Genomic DNA, 17467 nt, shown 5'->3' on the forward strand with positions numbered 1-17467 from the left:
CTCAACTGATGGTCAGGCCGCCGTCCATCACCAGGGTCGTGCCGGTCACCCAGCGGCTGGCATCGGAAAGCATGAAGATAGCGGCGTTGGCGATATCCTCGGGCTTGCCGAAGCCCATCGGGTGGTTGCTGCGTTGACCGTCCATCGAACCGACCGTCTGGGTGGCTGCATCCAGAAGCGGTGTTTCCACCAGTGATGGAGACAGGCAGTTAACCCGGATGTTGCGCTTCACCACTTCCATGGCCAGGCAGCGGGACATGGCGATCAGAGCGGCCTTGGTTCCCGAGTATGCCCCCACTCCGGCAACCCCGATGTGGGCGGCGATGGAAGCGATGAACAGGATCGAACCGCCGGGCGCTACCAGGTTGCGCTTGAGCAACGCCTGGGTAAGCAGCATCGGCGAGTCGACATTGATCGACTGGACTTCATGCAAGTGCGCTTCGGTCATCATCCGCACTGGACACAGACGGGAAATACCGGCGCTATGCACCAGTCCATGGATTTCGCTGTCGACAGCCGCTACCACCGCAGCGCGCTCCTCGGCTACCCGAAGATCGGCCTGGACAGCACGGTGCGGCAGCTCCGAGATCGACTGCAAGGTTGTCAGGCATCCATCCAGGCGGGTCTGGTCACGTCCGGTAACGATCAGCTCGGCGCCCATCCGCGCGCAGCTCTGCGCGATGGCCAGGCCCAGGCCGGAGCTGGCGCCGGTGACCAGGATGCGCCTGCCCGACAGGCTGAAGGGATTGAAGGAAGTCTCGTCGTTCACTTGGCTGATTCCGCGTTCAAGGCTCTCAGGACTCGATCAGGTCGGGGAACTTCGCCCCTTCGATATCCACCAGGCAGGTACCCCAGGACAGGCCGATACCGAAGCCGCAGAGCAACACGCGATTGCGGCCGGCCTCGAGTTCCCGGTTGATCCGCGCGGTCATGGTCACCGGCAGGGAGGCGCCGCTGGTGTTGCCGAAGTCGCGCAGGGTCGAAGGCACCTTCTCTACCGGCAGGCCGAGCTTCTTGCGGATGGTCTCGTTGATCATCCGGTTGGCCTGGTGGAAAACGAAGTAGTCCACTTCGTCCTTGCTCGCACCGGCATAGTCGAGCAGCTTTTCCACCGCCGGCGGTACGCGCTGGGTGGAGAAGCTGAGCACGGCGGTGCCGTCGAGCTGCAGGTCGATGGCACGGTGCCAATGGTCGTGCTCGTCCTCACGGAACGGCATCAGGTGCTGCACGCCGACCGGTTCGCGATGGCCGCCTACCGGCAGGATGATGGCCTTGTAGCCGCTGCCGTCGCTGTTCAGGTCGAAATGCATCGGCGGCGCGCCTTCGCAGAACTCCAGCGCCGTCGCGGTGCCCGCGTCGGAGAAGATCGGATCGTTGACACTGGCGCCGCGGTCGCCGACCAGCACAAGGCCCTTCTTCACCCCGCCGGCGGCAATCAGCGAACCCAGCAGGTTGAGGGCGAACGGATAGGCCGAGCAACCCAGGTTGACGTCGAAGGCCACGGTGGAATGCGGCAGCCCCAGGCGGTCCTGGAGGATGATCGCGGTAGCCGGCGCCAGGTAGTCGGGAGACTGGGTCACGACGATCAGCGCATCGACCTCCTCGCGCTTCCACTCCAGGCTTTCCAGCAGGCGCTCGGCGGCGTCGAAGGCCAGGTCGGAGAAGCACTGCCACTCCTGCGCCATGCGCCGCGTCTCGATGCCGATGTTGCGCACCAGGCGTTCGCGCTCGGCGCGCAACTGCGGCTTGCAGTCGGTCAGGTTGGAGATAACGCGCTTGGGGACGCAGGTCGCCATCCCGGCGAAACGGACGTTCTTCAGCGTGGAGGTGGCCATGGTCAGAGTCCGAGCATCTGGTAGAGGTCGCCCACCGTGCGAGCCTTGATCAGGTCTTCGCCGGTGATGGTCTTGCCGTATTCCATGTCGAACATGACGATGACCCCGAGCGCGGCCAGCGAGTCCCATTCCGGCAGGTCTTCGAGCTGGGTGTCCATGCTGACCTCGACGGGATTCTGGAAATCGGTGGCGGAAAGGAAGTCTTCGATGAATTTTGCTTGGCTCATTTCTTGTCTACCTGAGTGAGGCGGTTGTTCATTCTGTTATCGGTCGCGACGGGCTCAACTTGATGCTCGCCGCCGCGGCATGGCGGCGGAAGCGATCAGGCCGGCGACGAACTCGACGTCTGCGGCGGCCAGCCCGGGATAGATCGGCAGGCACAGCACCCGCGAGGAAATCGACCGCGCCACCGGAAGATTGGCGGGCGCCGCCGAGGGCAGCGAATGGTACATGGGGAAGTCGCTGATGAGTGGGTAGAAGTAGCGCCGCACCAGCACATCCCTGTCGCGCAGGCGCTGGTACAGCTCGTCGCGCGAAAGCGGAAAATCGTCTTCCACCAGGATCGGGAAATAGGCGTTGTTGGCGAAGGTCTGGGTACCAGGCCGGAGGCACTGGATGCCAGGGACGCCGGCCAGCAGGCGCCGATAGCGCTCGGCGATCTCCCTGCGCTGCTCCAGGGCCTGGTCGACGTGCTTGAGTTGCAGCAGCCCGAAGGCAGCGCCGACCTCGTTGAGCTTGCCGTTGATGCCGGGCATGACCACCGTGACCTCGTCGACGAAGCCGAAATTCTTAAGGTGGTTGAGGCGTTGCCGGGTGTTTTCGTCCGAGCAGATGATCGCACCGCCCTCGAAGGTGTTGAACACCTTGGTGGCATGGAAGCTGAGGATGCTCAGGTCGCCGTGGCGCAGCACGCTGCCGCCGGCGTCGCGCACGGCGAAGGCATGCGCGGCATCGTAGATGACCTTCAGGTGGTGGATATCGGCGATCCGCTGGATCGCCTCGACATCGCAGGGGTTGCCGTAGCAATGCACCGGCAGGATCGCGGTGGTCTGCGGGGTGATCGCCGCCTCGATCCGCGACGGGTCGAGATTCATGGAGTCCTGATCGATGTCCACGAAGATCGGCTTGAGCCCGTTCCACAGCAGCGCGTGGCTGGTGGCGACGAAGGAGTACGGCGTGGTGATCACCTCGCCGGTCACCCGCAATGCCTGCAGCGCGGTGATGAGTGCCAGGGTGGCGTTGGCGAAGAGCACGATGTGCTTCACCCCCAGGTATTCGCACAGGGCCTCTTCCAACGCATGGTGCATGTCGCCCCCGTTGGTCAGGAAGCGGCTCTCCCAGATCTTTTCCAGGTAGGGGATGAACTCTTCCAGGGGCGGCAGCAGCGGGCTGGTGACCGGGATCGTCTTGTTGTTCATGTAGGGCCCTGATGAATGGATACTCAGGCGAGTAAAGGGCGAAAAACCCGAGCACGCCACTCTATGCAAGGCCCGTACCCAAAGAGCCTGATGCAGGTCAAAGCCCCTGGTCGCGCGGCCCCTGGCTGTTCCACAGGCGCTGCGGCGCGAATCGGCAGTCAAACTTCTGACAAATTCTCCCGTGTTTCCGTAGACCTTGCGGAACATACCCTCCAGCGACACAGGTCCAGTCCCTGCGAACGAAAAGGCCCATGACGGAGTCATGGGCCCTGTTCCACAGAGGGACTGTCACTTCAGGTAGTTGAACAGGCTCAACCCCTGGATCTTCACGTAGCTCTGCTGCGCGGCATCCATGATGGTGGACTGCAACGACAGCCGCGACAACGCCTCGGCGTAGTCCAGGTCCTGGATCTGCGACATCACCGACGCATTCACCAGCTTCACATCGTCGATGAAGGTCTCGGTGCTTTCCACGGTATTCAGGCGCGCGCCGATCTTGCCCTGGCCGCCATCCACGGCGGCAGCCACGGCGGAGAGGTTGGTCAGGGCCACCGCCGTCGCATCGCGGATGGCGTCGTTGCCGGCCTGGTTGTCGGTGGAGCTTTCCAGGGCCTTGCGCAGGTCCGACACCACGTTCAGCAGGCTGCGCTTCTCGCTGCCCGGCTTGTAGTTGACGTTGAACTCGTCGCCCGCCTTCGGCGTGCCGTCGATCGTCACGCTGACGCCGGCGTAGAGCACCTTGTCGATGGTCTTCGGGTCGTCGTCGATGGCGCCCTTGGACAATTGCCAGGCCGGCGGCGAATTCGGATCGTAGGTGGTCCAGTCATAGCCCGGAGGCAGGCTCTTCGGATCGTAGACCACATACTCCTTGTCGCTGACGAAGTGGATGTTGAAGCCGTCGGTTGCCGCAGGCGGATTGCTCGCCGGGAACTGGCTGTCGAAGGCCAGCTCGTCCTCGACCAGGCCGACCGAGATGCGACCGTCGCCGGTATTGCCAGCCGCCGCCTTGGTATCGAGACGAGCGGCATTGACGATGTCCTCGAACAGTACCTTGCCGCTGTCGCTGACCGGAATCCGCGTGCTGCTGGCGATCTGCACCTCGCGCTGGCTCTCGTCGCCCATGTAGCTGTAGGTGCCGTCCTCGTTGCGCACGAACGGCTGCACCGAGCCCTGGGACCCGGAAAACAGGTATTTGCCACTCGCGTCGCGGCTGTTGAGCAGGTTCAGCAACTCGTCCTCGCGCTGGCGCAACTCGCTGGCCAGCGACTTCTTGTCGTTGGAGTCCAGTGCGCCGTCGCCGGCCTGGCCGGCGATCTCGCGGATGCGCTGGAGGACGTTGCCGACCGAACGGAGGATGGTTTCCTCCTGGCTCAGGCTGTTCTTCGCCTCGGTCATGCCGGTCTTGTACTGCTCGTTCAACCCCTGTTCCTGGTCCAGGCGCAACAGGCGTACCGAACCGACCGGGTCGTCCGCCGGGGTCAGGATGCGCTTGCCGGTGCTGATCTGCTCGAAGGTACGGTTCAGGTCCGCGTAGTTGCGGGAAATCCCGTTGACCGAGTTGTTGAAGGCCTGGATGGTGGAAATGCGCATGGTGGCGGTCTCGCTGGCTTAGGCCCCGTCGAGAGAACTCAACGGAACGCTCCAATCAGGGTATCGAACAAAGTGCGGGCAACTTGAATCACCTGGGCCGAGGCACCGTAGTACTGCTGGAACTGGATCAGGTTGGCCGCCTCTTCGTCGAGGCTCACCCCGGACAACGAATCGCGGCTGTCCTGGGCCTGCTTCAGCACCGTGGCGCTGGCCTCGCTGCTGGCACGCACCTGGGCGGTCAGGGTGCCGACCCGCTCGACCAGGCCACCATAGGCCTCGTTGTAGGTGGAACCGGTGTTGTCGGTGCCGCCGACGGTCGGCTTGGTCTGCAGGGCCAGCAGGTTGAGAGCGTTGCGGTTGTCGGAAATGCCCTTGTCGTTGAAGCCCAGCTTGAAGCTGTCGGAGTTCTGCGGTACGCCGCTGAGCTCGAATTCGTAGCTGTATTTCTGCCCGCTCGGGTCGGTGAACGCCATGCGCACGGTATTGGTATTGCCGCTGGTCAGCGTCGGGCTGCCGCTCAGGGCGTTACCGTCCTTGTCGACGTAGTTCCAGCCGGCCGGCAACGGCGAGGACAGGGTATAGGTCTTGCCGTCGGCGCTGAGCGTCGCGCCCAGGCTGATCCCGTTGGGCCCGAACGCGCCCTGTAGCACCGCCGGGTCCACCGGCGACGGACCGCTGGTGAGGGTCGGCGCGCCGATCTTGCCGGTGCCGCGGTTTTCGGTGGTCGATTCGGTACGCGCGGTACCGGCGAACGCCAGTTGCGAGGCATTCTTCAGCGTCGCCTCGATATCCGCCGCGCCACGCCGGGTCGGCTGCAGGGTGAAGCGGTCGCCGGCAGCCGGGAGCTGGTCGAGGGTCAGGTTGAAGCCCTGGTCGACGCCGTTGGCATCCTTGAACGAGAGGGTGTAGGGACCGGTACCGCTGACCGTGACCTGCATGCTTGCGTCGTCGCCCAGGCGCCGCGCGGTGAAATTGGTGCCGTCGAAGTCCAGGCGGAAATCGCTGGAATTCAGCTTGCTGGTATCGGTGATATTCAGGTTGGCGTGGACATTGCCGGTGTTGCCGTTCTTCGCCAGGACCCGCAGCGCGGTGATGTCCGGATCGTTGATGTCGCCGAACAGGTTGGCGCCGGCCTTGCCGGCCAGGTCGAGGCCCTGCCCCAACTGCTTGTTGATGGTATCGGCGAGGGTGATCGCCAACTGCCCGAGCTTGTTGTAGCTGCTGTCCAGGGCGCTGTTGCGGTAAGCCAGCAAGCCACCCATCTCGCCGCCGGACACCAGGCCGGTGACGTTCTGTATGGAGTTGCCGTTGCTCAGTTGCACCTGGTAGCGGGTCGGGTCATCCAGCCCGGGCACCACGCTCAGGGTCGACACAGTATTGCCCACCACCAGCGGCTGGCCGCTACCGATGAACAGGCTGACGCTGTTGTCGTCCTGTGTGACCGCGGTCACCCCGATCATCTCGGACAGCTTGCGCACGGCTTCGTCGCGCGCATCCATCAGGTCGTTGGGCACCGCGCCCGCCGACTTGGCCTTGGCGATGGCATCGTTGTAGCTGGCCACGCTCTGCGACAGATGGTTGACCTGCGAAGCCAGCGCGCCCAGTTGCTGGTTGATCAGGCTGTTCTGCTTGTCCAACTGGTCGTAGAGGGTATTGAAGGTCTTGCCCAGCCCCTCGGCCTGGGCAAGCACTGCCTCGCGCGCTTCGGTCGAGGAGGGATTGTTGGCAGCGGCCTGCAGTGCGGCGAAGAAGCGCTGCATGGCCGGGCTGACGCCGGTGGTGGTGTTGGACAACAGGCCGTCGAGCTGCTCGATCTGGCTACGGAATGCGCTCAACTCGCTGTTCTGGCTGGTGGCGTTGCGCAACTGGCCGGTGAGGAAGTCGCTGGCCAGGCGGCGCACGTCGACGATCTGGCTGCCCGAGCCCATGTAGCCGGCACCGCTGAACTGCGGGACCTGGGTCTGCTGGATGGCATCCTGGCGACTGTAGCCCGGCGTCTTGACGTTGGTGATGTTGTGCCCGGTGATGGTCAGCCAGGTCTGGCTGGTGCCGAGGCCGGACAGGCCTATCGAGAGTAGGTCGGACATGGGTCAGTTCCTCCTTGCTCAACCCAGAGGCGGCGTGCCGGCGGCGGCGACGGCCTGGTAGGTCTGCATCTGTCTGGCGATCTGCGCCACCTTGCGGGCGTACTGCGGATCGGTGGCGTAGCCGGCGCGCTGCAGTTCCTGCATGAAGCGCTCGGGGTTGGCGGCGCTGTCCAGGGCGTTCTGGTAGCGGTCGTTGCCCTGGAGGAAGCTGACGTAGTCGTGGAAGCTCTGCTCGAACGACGAGTAGGAGCGGAACGCCGCGACTTCCTTGACCGCCTTGCCGCCTTCGTATTCGGTGGTGAGAGCGCGCGCCGAGGCACCATCCCAGCGGCTGCCGGTCTTGATGCCGAACAGGTTGTGGCTGCTGCCGCCATCCTGCTGGCGGATGATCGATTTGCCCCAGCCGGTCTCCAGCGCGGCCTGGGCCACCAGGTAGCGGGCATCGACGCCGATCCGCTCGGCGGCCTTCTGGGCCATCGGCAGCATGGTGGCGATGAACTCGTCGGCCGAGGCGAACATCGACTTGCCCCTGGCCAGCGGCGGCTGGGCGATGCGCCGGCTGCCCTGGCTGTCGACGCCATCGGTGGAGAAACCGCGGCGGCTCGCCGCCGGGTAGCTCTGCGCCGGCAGGTAGCTGTCCTGGCCCAGGCTCTGCATCTGGCTGGCGGCCGGCGAGGCGGAGGGAACGATGCCGGCGAGCATGCGCTCGGTCAGCTTGCCCGGCAGCGCCAGGCGCCTCTGGTTGAGCAGCTTCGAGTCGTCGCGGCCGGCTTCCGGCATCGGCAGGGCCTTGCCGGCCTGCGCGCTGGGGTTGCTCGGCCAGCGACCGGCGCCGTTCTCGGCGACCCGGGCGAACGGGTTTTCGCCGTTGCCCCTGGAGCCTTGCTTCATCTTCGACAACTGGCGCACCAGCACGTCGGCCAGGCCGATGCCGCCGGCATTCTTCGACAGGCTCACCGACAGTTGCTGGTCGTACATGTCCTGGTACTGCTTGGTGGTCTGGCTGTTCATGAAATTGCCGTCGCCCAGCGCTTCGTTGGCCGAACGCATGGATTTGAGCATCTCGTTGAGGAACAGCGATTCGAATTCCTGGGCGACCTTGCGGATGTTCGCCTCGCCGTCGCGGTCCTTGCCGACCTTGAGCTGGTTGAGGCGGTTGAGATCGGTATAGGAGCCGCTGTCGGGGCCTGCGCCGATACCGCTGAGCAAACGGGAATCCATGGCGTCGTCCTCAGATCACGATCAGGTCGGCCTGCAACGCGCCGGCCTGCTTCAGGGCTTCGAGGATCGCCATCAGGTCGCTCGGCGCGGCGCCGACCTGGTTCACCGCGCGGACGATGTCGTCCAGGGTGGTGCCGGGACCGAACTTGAACATCGGCTTGGTCTCCTCCTCGGCGTTCACCCGCGAGCGCGGCACCACCGCGGTCTGGCCGTTGGAGAAGGCACCGGGCTGGCTGACGATCGGGTCCTCGGTGATGCTCACGGTCAGGCTGCCGTGGGTGACGGCGGCCGGCGATACCTTGACGTTCTGGCCGATGACGATGGTGCCGGTGCGCGAATTGATGATGACCTTGGCCACCGCCTCGCCCGGCTGCACGTCGAGGTTCTCCAGGATCGACAGGTAGTCGACCCGCTGGTTCGGGTCGAGCGGCGCGCTGACCCGCACCGAGCCGCCGTCCACCGCATGGGCGACGCCCGGACCGAGCAGTTCGTTGATGCGGTCGACGATGCGCTTGGCAGTGGTGAAGTCCGGGCGGTTGAGGTTCAGCGTCAGGCTGTTGCCCTGGTCGAAGCCGCTCGGCACCGCGCGTTCGACGGTGGCGCCGGCCGGGATACGTCCGGCGGACGGTACGTTGACGGTGATCTTCGAGCCGTCGCGGCCTTCGGCGTCGAAGCCGCCGACCACCAGGTTGCCCTGGGCGACCGCGTAGACCTGGCCGTCGATACCTTTCAGCGGAGTCATCAGCAGGCTGCCGCCGCGCAGGCTCTTGGCGTTGCCGATGGACGACACGGTGACGTCGATCGGCTGGCCCGGCTTGGCGAACGGCGGCAGGTCGGCATGCACCGATACCGCGGCGACGTTCTTCAACTGCACGTTGCCGACGTTGGCCGGCACCTTGATGCCGAACTGCGCCAGCATGTTGTTGAAGGTCTGCAGGGTGAACGGCGTCTGCGTGGTCTGGTCGCCGCTGCCGCTCAGGCCGACCACCAGGCCATAGCCGATCAACTGGTTGGTCCGCACGCCCTGGATGCTGGCGATATCCTTCAACCGCTCGGCCTGGGCCGCGCCGGCGGCCAGGAGCAGCGCGGCGAGGGCCAGCAGGTGCTTGAACTTGGTCATCGCGAGCGTCCTCAGAACGGCCACAGCGGGCTGAGGAAGAAGCGGTCCAGCCAGCCCGGCTGACTGGCATCGGCGAAGGCGCCGGTGCCGGAATAGGTGATCCGGGCGTCGGCCACGCGGGTCGAGGACACGGTGTTGTCGGTGGCGATATCGTCGGCGCGGACCAGGCCGGCGATGCGCACCAGCTCGTTGCCGGTGTTCAGGGTCATCCACTTCTCGCCGCGCACGGAGAGGATGCCGTTGGGCAGCACCTCGGCCACGGTCACGGTGATCGAGCCGGTCAGGCTGTTGCTCTGCCCCGCCTGGCTATCGCCCTTGGCGTCGCGCGAGCCGCCGTATTCGGCGCTGAGGCTGAGGTCGCCGCCGCCGATCGGGTTGTTGGTGGTCATGCCGCTGCCGAACAGCGAGGTCAGCCCCATCTTGGTCTTGCTGTCCTTCTGGATATCGGAGTTGGCTTTCTTGCTCGCCTGGGTCTTCTCGTTGAGGGTGATGGTGATGATGTCGCCCACGCGGAAGGCCTTGCGGTCGTCGTAGAGGTTCTGCTCGAAACCGGCCTGGTAGATCGCGCCGTTGTTCTGCGCGGCGGGCAGCGGGGTGCGCGGCAGCACCGGCGCGTAGTACGGATCGTTCGGCTTCGGCGGTGGATTGACGCAACCGCCCAGGGCGGTGGCGATGCCAAGCAGGGAGACGATCATCAGCCGGTTCATATCAAGCTACCTCGCGGCGTACAGCCAGGGCCCGGTCAGGGCCCGTCAAAGATTCTGGGTGACGAAGGACAACATCTGGTCGGCGGTGGAGATGACCTTGGAGTTCATCTCGTAGGCGCGCTGGGTGGTGATCATGTTCACCAGTTCCTCGACCACGTTGACGTTGGAGTTTTCCAGGGTGTTCTGGGCAACCGTGCCGAGGCCGTTGAGACCCGGCGTACCGACCTGGGGCGCGCCGCTGGAGCCGGTTTCCAGGAACAGGTTGTTGCCGATGGCCTGCAGGCCGGCCGGGTTGATGAAGTCGGCGGTCTGGATGTTGCCGATCACCTGCGGCTGGGCGTTGCCGGTGGTGGTCACCGAGACGGTGCCGTCCTGGCCGACGGTGAAGGTCTGGGTCTCGTTGGGCACCACGATCGCTGGCTCCAGGGCGAAGCCGTTGGAGGTGACGATCTGCCCGTCGGAGTTCAGGTGGAAGCTGCCGTCGCGGGTGTAGGACACGGTGCCGTCCGGCAGCAGGACCTGGAAGAAGCCGCGCCCGTTGACCGCCATGTCCAGCGGCTGCTCGGTGGTCTGCAGGCTGCCCGGGGTGAAGATCTTCTGGGTGCCGACGACGCGCACACCGGTACCCAGTTGCAGGCCCGAAGGCAGCTCGCTGTCCTGGGTCGACTGGCCGCCCGGCTGGCGCCGGATCTGGTACAGCAGGTCCTGGAACTCCGCGCGGTCGCGCTTGAAGCCGGTGGTGGATACGTTGGCCAGGTTGTTGGAAATGGTGGTCAGGTTCATGTCCTGGGCGGACAGACCGGTCTTGCTGACCCACAGTGCCGATAACATCGTCGTGCTCCTCGGGTGCCGGTTTTATGGCACCACGCTCAAGTGATTAGCTGATTTGCAAAACCCGCGCCATGGCCGCCGAATCGTCCTCGGCGGTGCGCATCATCTTCACGTGCAGCTCGAATTGACGGGACAGCGAGAGGATCGCGGTCATCTCTTCCACCGCGTTCACGTTGCTGCTTTCCAGGAAACCGGAGACCACCTTCACGTTGGCGTCGGCCAGCGGCGCCTGCTCGCCCGGCTGCGGCTTGTAGTGCAGCAGGCCGTCGGTACCCTTCTCCATCTGCTTCAGGTTCGGGTTGACCAGCTTGATCCGGTCCACCACGGCGACCACGTTGGGGTTCTCGCCAAGGGCGCGGATGCTGATGGTGCCGTCCTGGCCGATCTCCACCTTTTCCTCCGGCGGCACGGCGATCGGCCCACCGTTGCCGAGCACCGGCAAGCCATCGCCGGTGCGCAGCATGCCGAGGGCGTCGATATGCATGCCGGCGGTACGCACGTAGGCCTCGCTGCCATCCGGCGCCTGGACCGCGACGAAGCCGTCGCCGTCGATGGCGATGTCCAGCTCGTTGCCGGTTTCCTGGAGGCTGCCATGGCTGAAATCGGTACCGGGCCGCTCGCTCATGGCGAATACCCGCGCCGGGAAGCTGTCGCCGAACACCTGCATCGAACGCGCCTGCTCGAAGTCGCGACGAAAGCCGCTGGTCGAGATGTTCGCCAGGTTGTTGGCATGAGCACGCATCGCCAGGGTGTTCTGGCTAGCCCCGCTCATGGAGACGTACAGCATCTTGTCCATCGAATCCTCCAGGCACCGGCACAATCCGCCGGGCTTTCTTGCAGGTTATCCAGCAAGCGCCGTGCCAGAATTCGAAAAAACAATTAATACATTGATTTAAAAGGATTTTATAAAACAGAAAGCCTCCTTTCGGAGGCTTCGGGGGCACCCCCTGGCCAGGGGTTGCCGCTGGCGGCAAGGGCCTTGCCGGTGCCCGGACGGCACCGGCAAGCCGTCATCAGCGCAGGTTGATGATGGTCTGGGTCACCGCATCCTCGGTCTGGATGGTCTTGGCATTGGCCTGGTAGTTGCGCTGGTGGACGATGAGGTTCACCAGTTCGTTGGAGATGTCCACGTTGGACGCTTCCAGCGCGCCGGATTGCAGCGCCCCCAGGGTGCCCGAGCGCGGCGCGCCGACCGCCGGCTCGCCGGACTCCGAGGACTGCACCCAGGAGGTCTTGCCGATCGGCGTCAGGCCCTGGATGTTGGCGAAGTTGGCCAGCACCACCTGGCCCTGCACCTTGGACTGGCCGTTGGTGTAGCGGGCGAAGATCACCCCGGTGTCGTCGATTTCCAGGCCTGCCAGCTGACCGGTGGTGTAGCCGTCCTGGATCGGGTTGCTCTGGGCGAACGCGGTGGAGTACTGGGTGGTCTTGCGCATGTCGAAGGAGATGCCGCTGGCGGCACCGGTCGCGCCGTTCCAGGCGTAGGTCGGCGGGGTCTTGCCGTCCGAGGCCGCCGGAATCCAGCCGGTGCCGGGAGTCGGCGGATTGCCGGTGGCCGGACTGAACTGGATCACGTTGGTGGTCGCGTCGATGCTGAAGCCCGGCCCGCTGGTGCTGCCGTCCGGCGCCCGAACCGAGGTCATCTGGCCGCTGGCGTCGAAGGTGACGTTGAAGCTCATCGGCGTCTTGTTCGACGGATCGAGCGGATTGACGCCGTCGATCAGCACTTTCATGGTCCAGCTGTTCTCCGGAATCGGCGGGGTCGCATTCGGGTCCGGCTCGTTCTTGATGAAGAACTGGCTCATGGTGTGGGAGTTGCCCTGGCTGTCATAGATGCCCAGCGAAGAGGACGAGTTGTAGGTAGCGGCGTCGGACGGATCGAACGGCGTCACGGTCGGCGGCTTCAGCGTCGAGTTGAGGTTGTACGACTGCTGGATGCTCGAGGTGGCCTGCGGCGCCTGATTGGCGCGCTCGACCTTGAGGTCGGTGACCACGCCGTTCTGCAACTGGCCGTTCGGCCCGACGGCATAGCCCTGCAGGCGGTAGCCGTTGTTGTCGACGATGAAATCCTGCTTGTCGGTATTGAAGTAGCCGGCGCGGGTGTAGCTGATCGCCCCGTTGTTGCTGGTGACGAAGAAGCCGTTGCCGTTGATGGCCAGGTCCAGCACGCTGTTGGTCGAGTCGATGTTGCCCTGCTTGAACATCTGCGAGACGTCCGAGAGCAGCACGCCGCTGCCCTGCGGGTTGCTGCCCGAACCCAGCACCGAGGCGGCGTAGACGTCGGCGAACTCCGCGCGGGATTGCTTGAAGCCTACGGTGCCGGCGTTGGCGATGTTGTTGCCGGTGACGTTCAGGCCGCTGGAGGCCGCCTGGATGCCGCTCAGGCCGATGTTGAAACTCATGGATAGCTCCTTGCCGGAAACGCCGGCTTACTGGCCGATGATCTGTACTTTGGACAGCGCGATGCTGCCCAGGCCTGCGAGGTTGAGCATCAGCTCGCCGCCGTTCTGCCCCAGGGTGACGCTGTCGACGTTGGCCGGCAGGTAGGTCTGGAGCCCGTAGGTCTTGCCGTCGATCGAGGTCTGCGCCTCGAACTTGTAGGTGCCCGGCGGCATGATGTTGCCGCTGCTGTCCTTGCCGTCCCACATGAAGCTGACGCTGCCGGCAGCCTGCTGGCCGAGGTTGATGCGATTGACCACGGTGCCCTTGTCGTCGTAGACGTTGACCCATACGTTGCTGCTGGAGACCGGCAGGTTGAGGGACGCCTTGAAGGTGTCCTTGGTGTCCACCACCGACTTGTCGGTCGCCACGATGACCTTCCGCCCCACCAGCGACGAGGCTTGCAGGGCCTGCGACGACTGGTAGTTGGAGAGAATGCTCTCCATGCTCTTGTTCAGCGACTGCACGCCTTCCACGGTGCTGAACTGGGCCAGTTGGGCGATGAACTCGCCGTTCTGCTGCGGCGACATCGGGTCCTGGTTCTTCAACTGGGCCACCAGCAGCTTGAGGAATTCGTCCTTGCCAAGGTTGCTGCTGCCCTTGACGCTCTGCCCGGTCTCGGTGGCGCCGCTGCCGGCGGCGCGCTTGCTGCCGTTGACGTTGCCGGTGTTGCTGCTGGTGCCGCTGACGTTATCGATGCTCATGCTCTACTCCGCTCACTGACCCAGGGTCAGGACCTTCTGCATCATCTGTTTGGCGGTATTCATCATTTCCGCGTTGGTCTGGAAGGCACGGCTGGCGGAAATCATGTCGGCCATTTCCTCGACCACGTTCACATTGGGGTAATACACGTAGCCGTTGGCATCCGCGGCCGGATGGTTCGGCTCGTAGCGCGGCATCAGCGAACTCTGGTCCTCGACGATGCCCAGCACCTGCACGCCGGCGCCGGAGCTGTCCTGGTCGGCGAACAGCGAGCCGCTGTCGCCCTGGGCCTGCTGGAACATGGTGGAGAACACCGGATGGCGGGCGCGGTAGGTCTTGTCGACGCTGGAGGAAACCGTCTCGGCGTTGGCGATGTTGCTGGCCACGGTGTTCAGGCGGGTGCTCTGGGCGCTCATGCCGCTACCGGCAATGTTGAAGACACTGGCGAGGGACATGGCGGTTACTCTCCACGCAGGGCGCTGACCAGCCCTTTGAATTTGCTGTTGAGGAAGGTGAAGGACGCCTGGAAGTGCATGGCGTTCTCGGCGTAGTTGGCCTGCTCGATCTGGGCGTCGACAGTGTTCTGGTCGATCGACGGCTGGACCGGGATGCGGTACTGCAGGCTGCCCTCGCCCATGCCGAAACCTTCGGCGGCGATATGCCGCTCGTTGGTGGTGCGGGTGGCGAAGGTACCCTTGGCGGCCTTGTCCTTCTGCTCGGCGAGAACCGCGGCGAAGTCCAGGTCGCGAGCCTTGTAGTTCGGGGTATCGGCGTTGGCCAGGTTGTTGGCCAGCACTTCGGCGCGCTGGGCGCGGAAGCTGAGGGCCTGCTGGTGGATACCGAGTGCTCTGTCGAAACTGATGCTCATGGCTGCGAACCTGTTTGCCGGTGTGGCTTTCGTCGCCAACACTTCAGCAAGGCCCGTGCCAGATTATTAAAATCCTTTATATTCAAGAACTTGAGTTTATTTAAGGGCAACCCGGAAGCGGCAAGCGGCAAGCCGTTTCCGCTTGCCGGCAAGGGTGGCAAGCCCCTGGAACGGCCTCTCCGGCAAACGAAAAAAGGCCCGATATCGTCGATATCGGGCCTTTCCCATGCTTCCGGCCGCCGGGGACTCGGCTCACTCGTGGCGAATGATCCGCTCGAGATCCACCGGTTCGCCGGGATGGGCATGCAGCTTGGCGCGAATGTCCTCGAACATCGCATCGTATTCCTTGTGCACCCGGGTGATCGCGCCGAACTTCGGGTGCAGACCGTGCTTCTGGGCGACCCGCGTGGCATCGCTGGCGAAGTTGAAGGCGGTATCGCGCGGCAGCTCGAAGGAGTCGCTGAACGGCTTGCCGTCGATCTCGCCGTCCATGTCGAAGTGCACATAGGCGCCGGATTCGGCGTTCTGCCGCACCTCGTAGCGGATATGGATGTTGATGTCCTGCTGGTCGAGGCCGGGCAGGCTGACCAGATGGAGGTGGCCTGGTTCGAACATGACGAATCTCCTGGTGGGAATCGGAATCAGTCTAGCCAGGGTCGAGCGAAAGAAAACCGCCCTGGATCAGTGCAACGTCGCTTTTTCCGCGCGTTCCTGAATGACCACCCAGGGCGCCACCACCACCGCCCAGAGGGTCGGGTCGCGTTCGAGGAAGTCCTTGGCCGCATCCTCCCCGACCTTGCTCAGGCCGCCGCCGGAAAGCCAGGCGGCGACCTTCTCGCGGTCGTCCCCGGCCAGGGCCTCGGCGACTTCCACCAGGTCCAGCGCGGCATCGACCTGGAGCAAGGCGCCACGGGCGAAAAACGGTTGCAGCTCGGCCCAGGAAATGACCGCGGTCTCGCCGAGCAGCTTGGCATAGAGGGTGCTAGTTTGTTCTGTCATGGGATCTACCTGGATTGCATGGGCGCCATGATAACGCCCGCCGGTAGCCCACGACAGCCGAAGGGAAACCGGGCCCAGGGAGGTGAGGCAGGTCCGCGCCGTTTTTCTATACGTTTATGTCAACCAGGCGACACGACTCACGGGAGCTCGCCGTGCCGTGCTTTTCAAGCGACGAAGCGCCGCTCTACACTGTACCGGTACAGTTCCCGGGGTCCGTCCATGACGATCACCCGGTCTCCTCCGGCCCCCGCGGCCGCGAGACTACAACAATGACAACACACAAGAAGAGTGGAGCACTATGAAGAAGGGTACTCAGCGTCTATCCCGCCTGTTCGCCGCGATGGCCATTGCCGGGTTCGCCAGCTACTCCATGGCCGCCGACACCATCAAGATCGCCCTGGCTGGCCCGGTCACCGGTCCGGTAGCCCAGTACGGCGACATGCAGCGCGCCGGTGCGCTGATGGCAATCGAACAGATCAACAAGGCAGGCGGCGTGAACGGCGCGCAACTCGAAGGCGTGATCTACGACGACGCCTGCGATCCCAAGCAGGCCGTGGCGGTCGCCAACAAGGTGGTCAACGACGGCGTCAAGTTCGTGGTCGGCCATGTCTGCTCCAGCTCCACCCAACCCGCCACCGACATCTACGAAGACGAAGGCGTGCTGATGATCACCCCGTCGGCCACCGCCCCGGAAATCACCTCGCGCGGCTACAAGCTGATCTTCCGCACGATCGGCCTGGACAACATGCAGGGCCCGGTGGCCGGCAAGTTCATCGCCGAACGCTACAAGGACAAGACCATCGCGGTACTGCACGACAAGCAGCAGTACGGCGAAGGCATCGCCACCGAGGTGAAGAAGACCGTGGAAGACGCCGGCATCAAGGTTGCCGTCTTCGAAGGCCTGAACGCCGGCGACAAGGACTTCAACGCGCTGATCAGCAAGCTGAAGAAAGCCGGCGTGCAGTTCGTCTACTTCGGCGGCTACCACCCAGAAATGGGCCTGCTGCTGCGCCAGGCCAAGCAGGCCGGGCTGGACGCGCGCTTCATGGGCCCGGAAGGGGTCGGCAACAGCGAAATCACCGCGATCGCCGGCGACGCTTCGGAAGGCATGCTGGCGACCCTGCCGCGCGCCTTCGAGCAGGATCCGAAGAACAAGGCCCTGATCGACGCCTTCAAGGCGAAGAACCAGGATCCGAGCGGCATCTTCGTCCTGCCCGCCTACTCCGCGGTCACAGTGATCGCCAAGGGCATCGAGAAAGCCGGCGAGGCCGATCCGGAGAAGGTCGCCGAGGCCCTGCGCGCCAACACCTTCGAGACTCCCACCGGGAACCTCGGGTTCGACGAGAAGGGCGACCTGAAGAACTTCGACTTCACCGTCTACGAGTGGCACAAGGACGCCACCCGGACCGAGGTCAAGTAAGCATCGTTGCAGTACGGAGCCCACGTCACCCACCGTGGGCTTTGTTTTAGTACCCGCATGATTCCGCGAGCGGCGGCCCGGCAAGGGCAGGCGAAGACCGGCAGCGTTCACTCCTGGTGGACGGGAGCGCGGCTTTCCCCTGCCTCCCGCCGGCCCGCCGCGCGCCGGATCGTGACGGGTCTCAGCAGCGTTCCGGCCCCACACCCGCGAGCCGAACGTCTACCTGCCGT

At 64.5% G+C, this 17467-nt stretch carries 18 protein-coding genes; 1 reads left to right on the forward strand and 17 read right to left on the reverse strand.

The annotated features are described in order from the left end of the window. Position 1: 1 nt before the first annotated feature. The 17 genes from AC1RB9_RS20195 to AC1RB9_RS20275 form a co-directional block, all read right to left on the reverse strand. On the reverse strand, positions 2–769 hold the full coding sequence (locus AC1RB9_RS20195) for an SDR family NAD(P)-dependent oxidoreductase (protein WP_003086422.1): 768 nt from the start codon (positions 767–769) through the stop codon (positions 2–4). Positions 770–794: 25 nt separating this feature from the next. Then, complete coding sequence (locus AC1RB9_RS20200; protein WP_003449032.1) at positions 795–1835, reverse strand: ketoacyl-ACP synthase III; 1041 nt, start codon at positions 1833–1835, stop codon at positions 795–797. 2 nt (positions 1836–1837) lie between these two features. After that, complete coding sequence (locus tag AC1RB9_RS20205; RefSeq protein WP_003086419.1) at positions 1838–2062, reverse strand: acyl carrier protein; 225 nt, start codon at positions 2060–2062, stop codon at positions 1838–1840. 54 nt (positions 2063–2116) lie between these two features. After that, positions 2117–3253 (reverse strand): DegT/DnrJ/EryC1/StrS family aminotransferase, encoded by a 1137-nt coding sequence (locus AC1RB9_RS20210; protein ID WP_003086416.1) that lies wholly within the window; start codon positions 3251–3253, stop codon positions 2117–2119. Positions 3254–3541: 288 nt separating this feature from the next. Continuing rightward, complete coding sequence (gene flgL, locus AC1RB9_RS20215) at positions 3542–4843, reverse strand: flagellar hook-associated protein FlgL (protein WP_003086414.1); 1302 nt, start codon at positions 4841–4843, stop codon at positions 3542–3544. 38 nt (positions 4844–4881) lie between these two features. Next, the gene (gene flgK, locus AC1RB9_RS20220; protein WP_003449030.1) at positions 4882–6930 is read right to left on the reverse strand and encodes a flagellar hook-associated protein FlgK; all 2049 of its coding nucleotides are present in this window, start codon (positions 6928–6930) and stop codon (positions 4882–4884) included. 18 nt (positions 6931–6948) lie between these two features. Continuing rightward, on the reverse strand, positions 6949–8151 hold the full coding sequence (flgJ, locus tag AC1RB9_RS20225) for a flagellar assembly peptidoglycan hydrolase FlgJ (RefSeq protein ID WP_003082172.1): 1203 nt from the start codon (positions 8149–8151) through the stop codon (positions 6949–6951). A gap of 10 nt (positions 8152–8161) precedes the next feature. Next, complete coding sequence (locus AC1RB9_RS20230; protein WP_003082169.1) at positions 8162–9271, reverse strand: flagellar basal body P-ring protein FlgI; 1110 nt, start codon at positions 9269–9271, stop codon at positions 8162–8164. Positions 9272–9282: 11 nt separating this feature from the next. Next, positions 9283–9978 (reverse strand): flagellar basal body L-ring protein FlgH, encoded by a 696-nt coding sequence (flgH, locus tag AC1RB9_RS20235; RefSeq protein WP_003082166.1) that lies wholly within the window; start codon positions 9976–9978, stop codon positions 9283–9285. Between the two features lie 45 nt (positions 9979–10023). Continuing rightward, the gene (gene flgG, locus AC1RB9_RS20240) at positions 10024–10809 is read right to left on the reverse strand and encodes a flagellar basal-body rod protein FlgG (protein ID WP_003082164.1); all 786 of its coding nucleotides are present in this window, start codon (positions 10807–10809) and stop codon (positions 10024–10026) included. A 46-nt stretch (positions 10810–10855) separates the two neighbouring features. Next, complete coding sequence (gene flgF, locus AC1RB9_RS20245; protein ID WP_003082159.1) at positions 10856–11605, reverse strand: flagellar basal-body rod protein FlgF; 750 nt, start codon at positions 11603–11605, stop codon at positions 10856–10858. 217 nt (positions 11606–11822) lie between these two features. After that, on the reverse strand, positions 11823–13211 hold the full coding sequence (gene flgE, locus AC1RB9_RS20250) for a flagellar hook protein FlgE (RefSeq protein WP_003082154.1): 1389 nt from the start codon (positions 13209–13211) through the stop codon (positions 11823–11825). Positions 13212–13238: 27 nt separating this feature from the next. Further along, positions 13239–13952, reverse strand: a complete 714-nt coding sequence (flgD, locus tag AC1RB9_RS20255) for a flagellar hook assembly protein FlgD (protein WP_003082153.1) — start codon at positions 13950–13952, stop codon at positions 13239–13241. 12 nt (positions 13953–13964) lie between these two features. Further along, complete coding sequence (flgC, locus tag AC1RB9_RS20260) at positions 13965–14405, reverse strand: flagellar basal body rod protein FlgC (RefSeq protein ID WP_003082150.1); 441 nt, start codon at positions 14403–14405, stop codon at positions 13965–13967. A 5-nt stretch (positions 14406–14410) separates the two neighbouring features. Further along, positions 14411–14818 (reverse strand): flagellar basal body rod protein FlgB, encoded by a 408-nt coding sequence (flgB, locus tag AC1RB9_RS20265; protein ID WP_003082144.1) that lies wholly within the window; start codon positions 14816–14818, stop codon positions 14411–14413. Between the two features lie 252 nt (positions 14819–15070). Further along, positions 15071–15433, reverse strand: a complete 363-nt coding sequence (locus tag AC1RB9_RS20270; RefSeq protein ID WP_003082140.1) for a DUF5064 family protein — start codon at positions 15431–15433, stop codon at positions 15071–15073. A gap of 66 nt (positions 15434–15499) precedes the next feature. Further along, positions 15500–15817, reverse strand: coding sequence for a DUF2288 domain-containing protein (locus tag AC1RB9_RS20275; protein WP_003086400.1), 318 nt, complete (start codon positions 15815–15817; stop codon positions 15500–15502). Between the two features lie 298 nt (positions 15818–16115). Between AC1RB9_RS20275 and AC1RB9_RS20280 the strand changes: the two genes are divergently transcribed. Further along, positions 16116–17237 carry a branched-chain amino acid ABC transporter substrate-binding protein gene (locus tag AC1RB9_RS20280; protein WP_003082136.1) on the forward strand — a complete coding sequence of 374 codons (1122 nt, stop codon included), beginning with the start codon at positions 16116–16118 and terminating at the stop codon, positions 17235–17237. Positions 17238–17467 lie beyond the last annotated feature (230 nt).

The sequence above is a fragment of the Pseudomonas sp. 20-5 genome (assembly GCF_056782835.1).

Excerpts from the sequence above, each read along its gene's own strand:
- AC1RB9_RS20280 (WP_003082136.1), top strand. The coding sequence starts at position 16,116 with ATGAAGAAGGGTACTCAGCGTCTATCCCGCCTGTTCGCCGCGATGGCC.
- flgB (WP_003082144.1), bottom strand. The coding sequence starts at position 14,818 with ATGAGCATCAGTTTCGACAGAGCACTCGGTATCCACCAGCAGGCCCTC.
- AC1RB9_RS20270 (WP_003082140.1), bottom strand. The coding sequence starts at position 15,433 with ATGTTCGAACCAGGCCACCTCCATCTGGTCAGCCTGCCCGGCCTCGAC.
- AC1RB9_RS20200 (WP_003449032.1), bottom strand. The coding sequence starts at position 1,835 with ATGGCCACCTCCACGCTGAAGAACGTCCGTTTCGCCGGGATGGCGACC.
- AC1RB9_RS20205 (WP_003086419.1), bottom strand. The coding sequence starts at position 2,062 with ATGAGCCAAGCAAAATTCATCGAAGACTTCCTTTCCGCCACCGATTTC.
- flgE (WP_003082154.1), bottom strand. The coding sequence starts at position 13,211 with ATGAGTTTCAACATCGGCCTGAGCGGCATCCAGGCGGCCTCCAGCGGC.
- AC1RB9_RS20210 (WP_003086416.1), bottom strand. The coding sequence starts at position 3,253 with ATGAACAACAAGACGATCCCGGTCACCAGCCCGCTGCTGCCGCCCCTG.
- AC1RB9_RS20275 (WP_003086400.1), bottom strand. The coding sequence starts at position 15,817 with ATGACAGAACAAACTAGCACCCTCTATGCCAAGCTGCTCGGCGAGACC.
- AC1RB9_RS20230 (WP_003082169.1), bottom strand. The coding sequence starts at position 9,271 with ATGACCAAGTTCAAGCACCTGCTGGCCCTCGCCGCGCTGCTCCTGGCC.
- flgH (WP_003082166.1), bottom strand. The coding sequence starts at position 9,978 with ATGAACCGGCTGATGATCGTCTCCCTGCTTGGCATCGCCACCGCCCTG.
- flgK (WP_003449030.1), bottom strand. The coding sequence starts at position 6,930 with ATGTCCGACCTACTCTCGATAGGCCTGTCCGGCCTCGGCACCAGCCAG.
- flgJ (WP_003082172.1), bottom strand. The coding sequence starts at position 8,151 with ATGGATTCCCGTTTGCTCAGCGGTATCGGCGCAGGCCCCGACAGCGGC.
- flgD (WP_003082153.1), bottom strand. The coding sequence starts at position 13,952 with ATGAGCATCGATAACGTCAGCGGCACCAGCAGCAACACCGGCAACGTC.
- flgG (WP_003082164.1), bottom strand. The coding sequence starts at position 10,809 with ATGTTATCGGCACTGTGGGTCAGCAAGACCGGTCTGTCCGCCCAGGAC.
- flgL (WP_003086414.1), bottom strand. The coding sequence starts at position 4,843 with ATGCGCATTTCCACCATCCAGGCCTTCAACAACTCGGTCAACGGGATT.
- flgF (WP_003082159.1), bottom strand. The coding sequence starts at position 11,605 with ATGGACAAGATGCTGTACGTCTCCATGAGCGGGGCTAGCCAGAACACC.
- flgC (WP_003082150.1), bottom strand. The coding sequence starts at position 14,405 with ATGTCCCTCGCCAGTGTCTTCAACATTGCCGGTAGCGGCATGAGCGCC.